This window comes from Nocardiopsis dassonvillei subsp. dassonvillei DSM 43111 (assembly GCF_000092985.1).
Taxonomy (GTDB): domain Bacteria; phylum Actinomycetota; class Actinomycetes; order Streptosporangiales; family Streptosporangiaceae; genus Nocardiopsis; species Nocardiopsis dassonvillei.
This window is the reverse complement of sequence record NC_014210.1, coordinates 3,011,270-3,023,733: the sequence shown is the minus strand read 5'-3', so window position 1 is coordinate 3,023,733 and position 12,464 is coordinate 3,011,270. Positions and strand designations below refer to the sequence as shown.

The following is a 12,464-nucleotide window of genomic DNA, read 5'->3' as shown; positions in this document are numbered from 1 at the left end:
GTCCGGTCCGTGTGACGCAGCCGTGCCGTCGGCCGGGCCGGGGCGGGTGGAGGCGGTGGGAGGAGGCCGTACACCGGGGTTTCGCGTGCTCAGGGTGTTTGTTCGATTACTTAAGGATGATTGGTGTCGGAGGTCACCTTCGATACGATTGGGAGCGCTCCCGCGAAAGGAACACCATGGAAGACCCCACCCTGCCCGCCAGCCTCCTCTTCGGCACCGCCACCGCCGCCTACCAGATCGAGGGCGGTGTCCACGAGGGCGGACGGGGTCCCTCCATCTGGGACACCTACTGCCGCACGCCGGGGCGCGTCGCCCGCGGCGAGAGCGGCGACGTCGCCTGCGACCACTACCACCGCTACGGCGAGGACGTCGCCCTGCTCGCCGACCTGGGCGTCGACCTGTACCGCTTCTCCGTGGCCTGGCCGCGCGTCCAGCCCACGGGCAAGGGCCGCCCCAACCCGGAGGGACTGGCCTTCTACGACCGCCTGGTGGACACCATCCTGGGCGCCGGGATCGAACCCGCCCTGACCCTCTACCACTGGGACCTGCCCCAGGCGCTGGAGGACGAGGGCGGCTGGCGGGTCCGCGACACCGCCTACCGCTTCGCCGAGTACTCCCGCATCGTCGCCGACCGCCTCGGCGACCGGGTCAACCGGTGGATCACCCTCAACGAGCCCTTCTGCTCGGCCTTCGTCGGCCACGCCGTCGGCCGCCACGCGCCCGGAACCCGGGAGGGCACTCCCGCCCTGGCCGCCGCGCACCACCTGCTGCTCGCCCACGGCATGGCCACCGGCGAACTGCGCGCGGCCGCCGCCGGGGAGGTCGGCATCACCCTCAACCCGGACCACTTCCTGCCCGCCACCGACTCCGAGGCCGACCGCGCCGCCGTGGAGCGGGCCCGCACCCTGCACAACCGCGTGTGGTTCGACCCCATCTTCGCCGGGGCCTACCCCGACAACGAGGACGAGGTCTGGGAGGGCATGGCCGACGGCTCCTACCGGGCCGACGGCGACCTGCGCATCATCGGCCAGCCGCTGGACTTCCTGGGCGTCAACTTCTACCGGCCCATCATGCTGCGCGACGCCCCCCACAGCGAGGCCGACCCGGCCGCGCGCACCGCCGTGGACATCCGCACCGAGCAGGTGCGCATCGAGGGCGTGCGGCACACCACCATGGACTGGCCGGTGGTCCCGGCCACCTTCGCCGACCTGCTCATCGACCTGGACCGGCGCTACCCGAACCTGCCGCCCATCTTCATCACCGAGAACGGCTCGGCCGAGGACGACCAGCCCGACGAGACCGGCCGGGTCCGCGACACGGGTCGCGTCGAGTACCTGCGCGACCACCTGGGCGCCCTGGCCACGGCCATCGACGCGGGGGTGGACGTGCGCGGCTACTTCGTGTGGTCGCTGCTGGACAACTTCGAGTGGGCCTACGGCTACGACCGCCGCTTCGGGCTGGTCCGCGTCGACTACGACCGCCTGGAGCGCCACCCCAAGGACAGCTACCACTGGTACCGCGACTTCCTGACCTCGCACCGCGCCCGCAGGGTCCAGGAGCTCGCCACACAGTGGGAGGGTTAGCCGCCCTCCGGCGCCTTCGCGCGGGGAGGGGGCCCACCGCGCCGGGTGGGCCCGCCCCCGCCGCCCGCCCCGCCCGCACGGGGCGGCACCGCGCGCGACCACGTGTCCGACCTCCCCAACGCCGTGTTGGAGAAAGCCTCCCCGGTGCGGCAAGCTGGGGGAGGTTCGGTCGACGAGGGCTGTGGGGACAGATGGCGGAGCACGGGTCGGGCACGGCGGCGCCGAGGGAGGCGGGGCGGAGCACGAGCGGCAGCCCGCGCGCCGCGCAGCGCATGCTCCAGTTGCAGAACAGCCTGGTCGAGCTGCTGCGCGCCAAACCCTTCAGCCAGATCACCTACAAGGAGATCACCGAGGGCGTGGACATCGACCGCTCCACCGTCTACCGGTACTACAACCACAAGAACCAGGTGCTCCAGGCCGCCGTGGACGTGCGGCTGGCCGCGTTCGCCTCCCGGCTCGACCTCACCTTCGGCCGCATGGAGACCATCGACGGGTACATGGGCCGCGTCGTGGACGCCTGGACGGGACTGTGGCTGGAGTCGGGCGGGCTGCTCGCCGCCGCCTCCGGCCTGGGCTCCGAGCCCGGGCCGCAGCGCGACTGGTGGCGCGAGCGCACCGAACCGTGGGTGGAGGCCGTGCGCGAGGCGCTGGAGATCGCCCGCTTCGTGGAGGAGCTGCCCGAGGACGGCCGCCCCGCGCGCCCGCTCGCCGAGATGGTGGTGGGCCTGTGCCTGTCCACGTTCAACAACGAGCTGACCGCGGCGCACACCGAGGAGCACCGCGCGATGGTCCGGGACCTGCTCCTGGACGCGGTACTGCGCACCATGGGCCGCACGGAGGCCGCCCGGTAGCGCCGGGCCCGGGCGGGGCCGGCCCCGGCCTCAGGCGTGCTGGCGGGCTATGGCGCCGAACGCCCCCACGACCGCGCCCAGCGCGAACATCGACGCCTCGTCCTCGTCCATGTGGACCAGGCCCGCGGGCACGAGCACGCGGTAGGGCTTGGCCTCGCTCGGAAGGATTTCCAGGCCGTCGATGATCCCCTGCCCCTCCAGCATCAGAAGGGCTTCCTCGACCCTTCCGGTACGGTCACCGCGGGACCAGATCGACATAGGTCACACCTCACTACGGCCGGGGCCGGGCAGTCCACTGTTCCCAGGGCCGGGAAACCCCGGCCCTGTCGCGCTTCGGTAGTCGGCTCCGGTCTGCGCGGGGGAGTCCAGACCAGTGATACCACCGGGCGGCCCGGGGTATTCCGGCGCCCGCGCACACGCGTGCTGGCCGGAACCGGCCACCGCCGCGCGGCGGCGGATTCCCCGGGCCGCGGGCGGCGGCGCGGCGGCCGGGCGCGCGACTGGGCCGGCCCCGGGGCCCCGGCGGCTCAGCGGGCGAGCACGGTCATCTCCTCCCCGCGCACGTCCACGGCGACGAGTCCGACCTCCCCGGCGGGCGGCTCCCCGCCCTCGGGCCCCTCCACGGCGAGGGCCTCGCCGCCCTCCGCGCTGCCGCTGGCGGCGCCCCGCACGCTGATCCGGTCCGCCTCCCGGGAGGCCGCCGCCAGGTAGTGCCACCGGCCGTCCCCGTCCTGCCACCAGGCGCCCGCCGCCACCTGCCGGTCGAGGTTGCTGCACTCCCAGCCGCCCTCGCGCTCGCCCGCGACCACGGTGTCGGTGCCCTCCTCTGTGTCGGCCACCAGCACGGCGCGGGCCAGGCCGCCGCCGTCGTGGGCACCGTAGCGCACGCACACCCACCGGCCGGTGCCGCCGCCGGGCAGTTCCTGACGGGCGAACTCCCAGGCCGTGGCCGTGCGGACCGGTTCGGCGGGCGGCTCCCCGGCGCAGGCCGCCAACCCCCACAGCCCGAAGCCGCTGTCGGAGTCGAGCACCTCGTGCGGGCCCAGGCGACGGATCTCCCCGGGCGGGGGCGGCATGTACCCCAGGTGGGCGGTGTCCAGACCGCCCAGGTCGACGGCGGTGTAGGGCTGCCCGTGCGCCACCTCCGGCGCGCGCAGGCGCAGCGCCGGTCCCACGCCGCACCGCTCCCCGGTCGGCACGGGCCCGGTCACGCCGTCCTCGTGCGCCAGGTCCGTCCAGTCCGGGTCCTGCCCGCCCAGCGGAGCGGAGGCGGCCTCGGTCACCCACGGCGGCAGCAGGTAACGGGTGCCCTCAGCGGTGTCTGCCAGGCGCAGGGCGGGCCAGTCGGCCACCCCGTTGCCGGGTTCGCCGAACACCTCCACCCGCTCGTCCGAGCCGTCGTCGGTGTAGCGCGCCACCCACGGGGCGTCGTGCAGGAGCACCACCTCGTCCCCGGCCACCTCGCCCGCGAACACCAGGCGGGGCGCGCGCGGCGCCGGGACCGCGCCGCCGCCCGCGGCCTGCGCCGTCCGGCCCCGCAGCGGACCCGCGCCGCCCTCGGCGCTGTGCGCCGACCACGCGCGCAGGGCCCGCTGGACCAGCTGTTCGTCGCCGACCGCGTCGCCCCGCGGGTGCCAGGCGGTCAGGTCCAGCCGGAAGCGCTCGCGCCAGACCCCCTCGTCGGGGGCGTCGGCCAGGGCCACCGGCGCCGGGCCCGGGGACAGCACGGGCGCGACCGTCCTGGCGGTGCCCAGGGACAGCGCGACCAGGGCCAGCCCGGCCAGGACCGCGACGGCGGCCAGCGCGCGCCGTTCCACGATCGGGCCCCGACCGCTGACCCGGACCACCGTGGGGTCGGGGAGCCGGTGTTCACCCCCCGCCTCCAGGGCCCGCTCCACGGCGCCGGACGCGTCGCGCACGCCGACGAGGAGAGCAGGGCGGCGGCCTCCTCGGCGGACAGTCCCTCCACCCGCAGTAGCCCGTAGGCCGCACGCGCCCGCGGGTCCAGGCCGTCCAACCCCTCCAGGAGCCGGGCCTCGCCGCCCGCGCCGTCCACGGGGGACAGGCGCAGCCCCGCCGCGCCGCCTCTGAGGTGCCGACCGCGCGGGCGCAGGGAGCGGCGCAGCACCCGGCGGCGCACCCGGGGGTAGGCCTGGGGGCGCGGGCGGCGCCGCCCGCGCGGCAGGGCTCCGGTGACCAGCCGGTGCGCGTGTTCGAGCAGGCCGTGCGCGGGTCGGCTGCCGGACAGGGTCAGCAGGGACAGGAGCACCAGGTTGCGGTACGGGTGGCGGGGTGTGCCGGACTCGGGCAGGGCGGGCATCGGGACTCCTCGGAACGGTTCCGAGCGAGCCTAGGGACACCTGGACCGCCACATCCGGGAAACGCCGAAACCTGCCGCCTATGCCCTGAAAGTCCTGTGTAAGAGGCGTTTCCCGGATGTCACCCGTCCGGGTGGGTGCCGCGCAGGGCCTTGCGCCTTGGCGCGGACCCTTCGCCACCGAGACGAGCAGACCTGAGGAGACTCTCCCCCCTTGATCGCGCACCGTGGTCGAGGAGGCCGTCCGCCGTGCGTGCGCCACCACAGCGGCACCCTGTCCGCGTGGGCTTGGGCCTGCTCGTGCTGTGGCCGGTCCCTGGCTGGGACTCACGACCAGAGCATGCCACCGTCCTCCAGCGAGACCTTCACCTGCTGTCACGCACCAACTCGTTAGCAGGCCCGGGGCCGGTGCCTCAACCCCGGGCGAGGGCGCGCAGTTCCTCCAGGCTCGCGGCACGGGACTCGGGGGCGTCGGCGTCCACCCGTCCCCCCTGGGGGTCGTCGACCCTCCCGGCGCAGGACCGGAGCGCCTCCAGCGCGGTCAGCCCCTCACCGCGCAGGCGCACGTGCTCCATCGTCCACCAGCCGCGGGCGGCGTTGCCCGCCGCGTCGGGCGGCAGGAGGGGCTGGAAGTCGCTGGCCTCCTCGGTGTCCGAGGCCCACAGGTAGCCGATGAGGACGCCGTCCCGGTGCACGGGCAGGTACAGCACGGGACCTGCCGTGGTCGGGGCGTAGGAGCGGCCGACCAGCACCGGGGCCAGCGCCTCGTCGCTCCACCGGTCGAACACCTCCTGCCCCGCACCCGGCGCAAGGGAAGAGCCCCCGGGGCCGTCGGCCCCGCGGGACGGTTCGGAGTCCGTCCCACCCCGGTCCGTGCGGTACCCGTCCTCGGGTGAGCTCCCACCGTCCATGGCCGTCCTCACTTCCTCTCGTCTCCATCAGTCACCTCGGTGTCGCGGGCCCCGCCCGGATCAGGGGGAGGGATTCCGAGCAGGCGGTCGGCGTGCTCGGGCACGCTCCCCGGTGGGACCGCCCCGGCCCGGTCGTCCTGAGGGGCCCCGGTCCAGCGTGCCAGCGCGCCGAGGGCGTCCAGCCCCTGGGCCCGGGCCAGGATCAGGCGGCGCACCCAGGCGCCCTTGGCGTTCAGCCCCGCCGGACCGGGCGCGGGCAGGAACCCCGCGGCGGCCCCGTCCCGCGAAGCCCAGAGGCGGCCCAGCACGCTCCCGTCCCCCCGCAGCACCGGGACGTGCAGCACCGGCCCGTCGGTGTCGGCGGCGAACCTGGGCTCGGCGCCCGCGAAGTCCGGGCGGAACCCGTCCCGCGCGGCCCGCTCCTCGTCGGCCATCTCCCCTCCTTCGTCACGGTCGCGGTGTGAACGGCAGCACGGTGACCCGCAGGGTCCACTGCCCGGTGTCGGGGTCCTGGAGCGCGTCGTCGATCCTGAAGCGCGTTCCGCGCGGCAGGAGGAGTTCCCGCTCGGAGCGGTGCACGCTGTCGTCGCCGATCCACAGGGCCGGGTGCCCCGCGGGCACGGCCAGGTGGAACTGGTAGGCGGCGGTCCGGTTCACGGTCTCGGCCCCCAGCGACCCCGAGAGGAAGCCCCGTTCGACGAACTCCGTGCCGATCAGGTCCGTGGCGTCGTGGAAGGGCCGCCCCGGCGGGGCCATGAAGCCCACGTCGAACACCGAGCGCCGTACCTCGACCGCCTCCGGAACCGGCTCCACGGCCCGGTCCAGCATGTCCATCCCCTCGCGCAGGAGGTCCCAGGTCTCCTCCGCGTTCTCCTTGGACGGGGTGTGCCCGCCGAACCACTTCTCGACCCACGCGCCGAAGAACCGGTGCTCGCTGAGCCGAAGGACCTCGGACTCGGGGCTGGCGTGCCGGGAGAAGTCGTTGTAGAACTGCGCGTTCTTCGTGTAGGCCCGGGCGGAGTTCTGCTGCTCCGCGGTCAGGGACGGGAACCGGCCGCCGAGGACGAGCTTCCCGTACCCCGCGCCGTCGCCGTCGGCGGCGAACCGGCGCACGCCGTCGGGGCCGACGTGTCCGGGTCGGTCGTCGGGCAGGTCCGGCCCGGCGGGACCTCCCCCGGAGGCCGCGGCATCGGTTCCGGCGGCGGCGTCCAGCCCCAGGAGCGCGGTCAGGAAGGTTTCGGTGCTGTCGCCGAGTCCTGCCGCTTCGGGGTCGGTCACGGTGGTGTACGTGCTGGTCTGCACGCTGAACACCTGGAGGTCCGAGGTGTCCCCCGCCTGCTGTTCCGGGGCCGGAGCGGTCTCCGGCCGCTGCGGGACCACCACCTCGGCCTCGATGTGGAACCCCGGCAGTCCGAACGATCCGCCCCAGCCCGCGCGGGTGATCCGGTAGGTGGTGCCCCGGGCGAGGACGACCTCGCGCTCCTCCGGGTAGTCGCTCCTCTCGCCGATCCACAGGCCGCGGCTGCCCGCGGGCACGGTCAGGTGGACGACGTGCCGGGATTCGGCCTTGTGGTGCCCGGCCAGCCGGTTGCCCAGCGACACGGACATGAAACCGGGCTCGGTCTGGACGGTGCCCACCAGGGAGTAGGGGTCCATGTCCCGGAACCCGTCGAGGAACGCGACGTCGGACAGGCCGCGGACCATCTCGACAGTCTCGGGCAGGGGGCGGTCGACGGCTCGGTCGAGGCGGCCCAGGGACGCGGCCACATCGGCCGCGGTGGGGAACACGCCCCCGTTGGACCGCGCCACGGTACCGGCCCCGCCCGCGTTCGCGTACCAGCCCGCCAGTTCCGCCTCCGGGTCCGGCGCGTCGAGGATGTACCCGACGAAGCCCGCGGTGTGTCCGGGGACCAGGTCCCGCGCCAGGAGTTCGCGAAGGCGTTCGACGGTGGGCCAGGACAGGCCGTTCAGCTCGTACAGGCTCCAGCCGCGGGCCGCCATCGGATCCGTGCGGACCTGGAGGCGGGTCGACTCGCGCACCCTGTCCAGGGCGTCCTGGACCCGTTCGGCCGGGAGGTCGTCGCGGACGACCGCGTTGAGCCATCCGTCGGCCGTGTACCCGCGCACGTCCTCGCGCTGCCGTTCGTGGAGGGTGTCGAAGGCGTGCGGGTTGTTCGCCGGATCGTGGAGCCAGCGGCCGTAGGCGTCGGTCTCCTCCACGGAGCGGAACCGCCGCACGCCCCGGTCGTCGACGTACCCCCTGCCGTCGTCGGCGGGAACGGTGCCGACCGGGAGCCCGGTCCCGGCGACGGAGGTGTCCGCGGAGGCGTCGGTGTGGGCCGTGTGTTCCTCCTCCCCGCCGGGAGCGGCCGTGTCCTGCCCGGTCCCGCCGGTCGCGGGAGGGGCGTCCTCCACGGTCGGCGGCCGGGCCCCGGACGCGGCGCCGGCCTGTTCCGGAAGGATGGCCTCGGCGGACAGCAGCAGGCCGTGGGCGGTCCTCTCCGCGCCGGTGACGCGATAGGACATGCCTCGGGGCAGGACGATCTCGTGGTTCGACGGCCGCGGGCCCTGCGTCCCCAGCCAGAGCCCGTGCGCGCCCTCGGGAAGGGTCAGCCGGACGGTCGCCGCGGGGTGTCCCGGGCCCACCGGTTCCGGGTTCACGGAGACCGTGGTGTAACCCGGACTGCTCTGGACCGTGCCCACGAGGCCGGAGGGATCCCCCTCGTCGTACCCCTCCGGGAACCGGAGGCCGCGGGTGTGGGGCAGGACCCACGTCGTCTCGATCGCCCCGGGGAGCGGGCGCCCCACCGCTTCGTCGTAGGTCCCGAGCAGTTCCCGCACACCCTCGGCGGAGGGGTAGGTCCCCCCGTTGGCCGCGGCCAGCGCCCCGGCCGCACCGCTCCTGCGGTACAGCTCGGCCAGCCGGTCCTCGGGTCGCCCCAGCGTGAGGACCGTCCGCAGGAAGTGCGTCCTGGGAACCCCCTCCTCCGCGGCGTCCACGATCTCCCGCAGCCGCTCCGGGGTGGGCCAGGCGAGGCCGTTGGCCTCGTAGACCTCCCAGCCGCTGCGGCCGTGGGGGTCCACGACAGAGGGCCGCTCGATACGGCTCATCGAGCGCAACCGGTCGAGTTGCGTCCGCATGTCGTCCGGGGGCACCAGCGCCAGGTCCGCGAGCCACGGGGTGTCCGAGAACGCGGCGACGACGCGGCGCGCCTCCGCGGGGAGGGTGTCCAGTACCGGCATACCGCGCTCCGCGCGCGCGGCCCGGTGCGCGTACCAGTCGGCCTCGGCGGGCGTTCGGAACCGCCGGACACCGGACGCGTCCACCCGTCCGTCCGAGAGCGGGTCCGCGAAGGGCTCCGGACCCAGGACCACCTCCGCGGAGAGCACGGTCACGACCCCGCCCGTGTTCGGGTCGAACGCGTCCCGGACACCGGTGATCCGGTAGGTGGAACCGCGGGCGAGGGTGAGTTCGCGCTGCCCGGGATCGTGGCTGCGGGAGCCGATCCAGAGGCCGTGCGCTCCCTGGGGGACGTTGAGCCGCAGGAGGTAGCGGAAGGGGGCGGAGTCGGTCTTGAAGGGCTGGTCGCCCAGGGTGGTGGACATGTACCCGGGCTCGGTGTGGACCGTGCCTTCGAGGTCGTTGGCGGCGTACCCGCCCACCGCGTGCAGCAGGTGGTCGATGGAGTGCATGCCACGGGAGACGACCAGGCCTTCGGGCAGGGGGCGGTCGACGGCGTCGTCGAGGAGGCGGAAGAGTTCCAGGACGCGGTCCACGTCGGGATAGGTCCCGCCGTTGTGGCGGGCGATGACCCCGGCGTACCCGGCGTTGTGGAACCAGTGGCGCAGCTCCGCGGCGGGGTCGCGTGCGGTGAGGACGTAGTCGACGAGTCCGGCGGTGCGCGGGGGGAGGCCGTCCGGGTTCGCCCGGATCTCGCGCAGCCGGTCGAGGGTGGGCCAGGTGAGCCCGTTGGCCTCGTACAGGTCCCAGCCGTGGGCGGTCGCCACGGTCGCCGCCCGCCCGGCCTCGTGCCGGGCCCCGGCCCGCACCAGTTCCAGCTGGCTCGCCACACCGGCCGGGGACAGGGGCCGGATCCGGGCCAGCCGGGTGATCCAGGCGGACCTGGTGTAGGCGTCGACCATCCCTTGCCGGTCGGCGGGCAGGGTGTCGAAGGCATGGGGGTTGTTGGCCGGGTCGTGGAGCCACCGGTCGTAGGCGTTCAGTTCGTCCAGGGAGCGGAAGCGCCGGTATCCGTCGTCGCCGACGTGTCCGCGGCCGTCGCCCGCCGGAAGGCGCGTCCCCTCGTCGACGACCGTGGAGGCGTCCGAGTCGTCGTCCCGGTCCTCCGCCGACGGCTCCCGCGCCGACATGTCCGGGGGGACCGGCTCGGCGTCGATCTCCATCCCGTCGTCGGTGATCCGGACGTCGGTGACGCGGTAGCCGAAGTCCCGGGGCAGGACCAGCGCGTACCGGTCGCCCGTCGCGCCCCGGTCGCCGACCCACAGGCCCCGGGCGTCTTCGGGGAGGACCATGCGGACGACCGCCACGGTGTCGCGCGGCGCGGCGGTGAAGGGCGAGTCGCCCAGGGAGACGGTGGCGTATCCCCGCTCGCGCTGGTCCCTGCCCACCACGGCGGTCAGGTCGTCCCAGTCGTATCCGTCGAGTTCGGCGAGGTCCCGGTCGACATCCAACGCGAAGGACACCGCGATCGGGCCGGGCAGGGGCCGGTCCACGGCCGCGTCCATGTCCCGGATGATCTCCAGGGCCCTGTCCCCGGTGGGGTAGACGCCGCCGTTGGCCCGGGCGATCTCCCCCGCCTCGTCCGCGTTCTCGTACCAGTGGTCCAGCCGCGCCCGCGGCTCGGACGACCCGAAGACGTCCGCCGCGATCGCCGCGAACGCCGGGGAGCGGCCTCCCTCGGCGTACAGTTCCCGCACCCGTTCGAGCGGGGGCCACGACAGGCCGTTCGCCTCGTAGAGCACCCACCCGTTGGGACGGTCCGGGTCGGCGGCCTTCTCCAGGCTGGTCCTGCTCCACCGGTCGAGCCGGTCCTGGACCAACGCCGGGTCGGAGGCCGCGAGCCGGGCGAGTTCGCTGAGCCAGGGGTTCGCGGTGTGCGCGCCGATGAGGGCGCGCAGCTCCGGCGGGAGGGCGCCGTAGGTGTGCGGGGCGCCGTCCAGGTCGTCCATCCGCTCCGCGTAGGCGTCCAGCTCCTCCCGGGTGCGGAAGACGCGGGCCTCCCCGCCGCTCGTCTCGGGGGCCGCGACCGCGGTGTCGCCGTCGTCCGTGCGGTCGAGCGGGGTCCGGTCGGTGCGCGCGGCCGAGGCCGTCGGCGTGTCGTCGTCGGAGTCGTAGCGGTCGAGGAGGGGGCGGTCGTCGTAGGCGTCGTCGTCGGAGTCGTAGCGGTCGAGGAGGGGGCGGTCGTCGTAGGCGTCGTCGTCGGAGTCGTAGCGGTCCAGGAGCGGCCGGTCGTCGTAGGCGTCGTCGGCGCTCTCGTGCCCGGAGTCCTCCAGTCCCAGGAGCGCCGCCAGCCCGGCCTCCTCGTCCGCGCCGAGGCCGGGTTCGTCGGCATCGGTGACGGTGGCGTCCGTGTCGGTCTCCACGGTGAACACGTGCAGGTCGGCGGACTCCTCGACCCGCGGCGGGGCCGGGTCGGCATCCGGCCGCGGCGGCACGATCACCTCGGCCTCGATGTACAGGCCCTCCAGCCCGCGGGAGCCTCCCCAGCCCGCCCGGGTGATCCGGTAGGTCGTACCCGCGGGGAGGATCAGTTCGCGCTCTCCGGGGTACCTGCTCTTCGAACCGATCCAGAGGCCCCGGGAACCGCGGGGGAGGACCAGGTGCACCGCGTGGGCGTACCTGGCCGTGACCCCGGCGAGCTCGTTCCCCAGCGACGTGGACATGAACCCGCGCTCGGTGTGGACGGTCCCCACGAGGGAGTAGGGGTCCTTGCCGTCGAAGCCTTCGAGGTGGTCCAGTTCCTCCAGGCCGCGGATCACCTCGATCCCCTCGGGCAGGGGCCTGTCGATGGCCTCCGTCAGGGTCCGCAGGTGTTCGAGCGCGCGTTCGGGGGTCGGGAACACGTCGCCGCTCGACCTGGCGATCTCCCCGGCCTCACCGGCGTGCACGTACCAGTGGTCGAGTTCCTCCTGCGGGTCCTGCGCGTCCAGGATGTACCGGACGAAGCCCTCGGCCCTCTCCGGAACGCGCCCCTGCGCCAGGAGTTCCCGCAGCCGGTCCAGGGTCGGCCACGCGAGGCCGTTCATCTCGTACAGCTCCCAGCCGCGCGAGCCCATGGGGTTGGTCTCGAACGCCGCGACGGTGTCCTGGCGCATCAGGTCCAGCACGATCGCCACCTGGTCCGCGTTCATGGACTCCCGGGCCACGGTGTTGAGCCAGCCCTCGATCGTGTAGCCGATGACCCGGTCCCGGTGCTCGGAGTCCAGGGCGTCGAAGGCGTGCGGGTTGTTGGCCGGGTCGTGGAGCCACAGGTCGTAGGCGTCGAGTTCCTCCTCGGTGCGGAACCTGCGGATCCCGTTCCCGTCGACGTACCCCCGTCCGTCGCCGGGCCCGTGCCCGGCGCGGAGCGCGTCCGGCCCGCCGGCGGCGTCGTTCGTCCCGCCGGGCGAGGCCTAGGCGGCGGGAGGCGCGCCCACCACCGCGGGTGCGGGGGCGCCGTCCGCCACCGTGGGAGCGGGGGCGCCGCCCGTCGGCGCGTGCACCCGCGCGGTGATCACGGGGAGGCCGCCGGACGCGTCCACGGAGTCGATCCGGAACGCGGTCCCCGGCGGGAGGACGACC

7 protein-coding genes are annotated in these 12,464 nt (G+C 74.6%); 2 read left to right on the top strand and 5 right to left on the bottom strand.

The annotated features are described in order from the left end of the window. The first annotated feature begins 176 nt into the window (after nt 1-176). Together NDAS_RS12525 and NDAS_RS12520 are read left to right on the top strand one after the other, a co-directional pair. Nucleotides 177-1,583, top strand: coding sequence for a GH1 family beta-glucosidase (locus NDAS_RS12525; protein ID WP_013153560.1), 1,407 nt, complete (start codon nt 177-179; stop codon nt 1,581-1,583). Nucleotides 1,584-1,855: 272 nt separating this feature from the next. Beyond that, nucleotides 1,856-2,434, top strand: a complete 579-nt coding sequence (locus NDAS_RS12520; protein WP_041553152.1) for a TetR/AcrR family transcriptional regulator — start codon at nt 1,856-1,858, stop codon at nt 2,432-2,434. 30 nt (nt 2,435-2,464) lie between these two features. Here NDAS_RS12520 and NDAS_RS12515 read toward each other — a convergent pair whose 3' ends face one another. The 5 genes from NDAS_RS12515 to NDAS_RS12495 all read right to left on the bottom strand — a co-directional run bounded on the left by NDAS_RS12515 (nt 2,465) and on the right by NDAS_RS12495 (nt 12,034). Continuing rightward, nucleotides 2,465-2,692: a hypothetical protein gene (locus NDAS_RS12515; RefSeq protein WP_013153558.1), complete on the bottom strand. Its 228-nt coding sequence runs from the start codon at nt 2,690-2,692 to the stop codon at nt 2,465-2,467. Between the two features lie 269 nt (nt 2,693-2,961). Further along, nucleotides 2,962-4,353 (bottom strand): hypothetical protein, encoded by a 1,392-nt coding sequence (locus NDAS_RS27640; protein WP_013153557.1) that lies wholly within the window; start codon nt 4,351-4,353, stop codon nt 2,962-2,964. A gap of 811 nt (nt 4,354-5,164) precedes the next feature. Next, complete coding sequence (locus NDAS_RS12505) at nt 5,165-5,539, bottom strand: hypothetical protein (RefSeq protein WP_231972682.1); 375 nt, start codon at nt 5,537-5,539, stop codon at nt 5,165-5,167. Nucleotides 5,540-5,670: 131 nt separating this feature from the next. Beyond that, on the bottom strand, nt 5,671-6,096 hold the full coding sequence (locus NDAS_RS12500) for a hypothetical protein (protein ID WP_013153555.1): 426 nt from the start codon (nt 6,094-6,096) through the stop codon (nt 5,671-5,673). Nucleotides 6,097-6,109: 13 nt separating this feature from the next. Then, nucleotides 6,110-12,034 (bottom strand): ADP-ribosyltransferase, encoded by a 5,925-nt coding sequence (locus NDAS_RS12495; protein WP_013153554.1) that lies wholly within the window; start codon nt 12,032-12,034, stop codon nt 6,110-6,112. Nucleotides 12,035-12,464: the final 430 nt, after the last annotated feature.

What these genes read in the sequence shown, in the direction of transcription:
- NDAS_RS12525 (WP_013153560.1), top strand. Translation starts at nt 177, where the DNA reads ATGGAAGACCCCACCCTGCCCGCCAGCCTCCTCTTCGGCACCGCCACC.
- NDAS_RS12520 (WP_041553152.1), top strand. Translation starts at nt 1,856, where the DNA reads ATGCTCCAGTTGCAGAACAGCCTGGTCGAGCTGCTGCGCGCCAAACCC.
- NDAS_RS12515 (WP_013153558.1), bottom strand. Translation starts at nt 2,692, where the DNA reads ATGTCGATCTGGTCCCGCGGTGACCGTACCGGAAGGGTCGAGGAAGCC.
- NDAS_RS12500 (WP_013153555.1), bottom strand. Translation starts at nt 6,096, where the DNA reads ATGGCCGACGAGGAGCGGGCCGCGCGGGACGGGTTCCGCCCGGACTTC.
- NDAS_RS12495 (WP_013153554.1), bottom strand. Translation starts at nt 12,034, where the DNA reads ATGAACGCGGACCAGGTGGCGATCGTGCTGGACCTGATGCGCCAGGAC.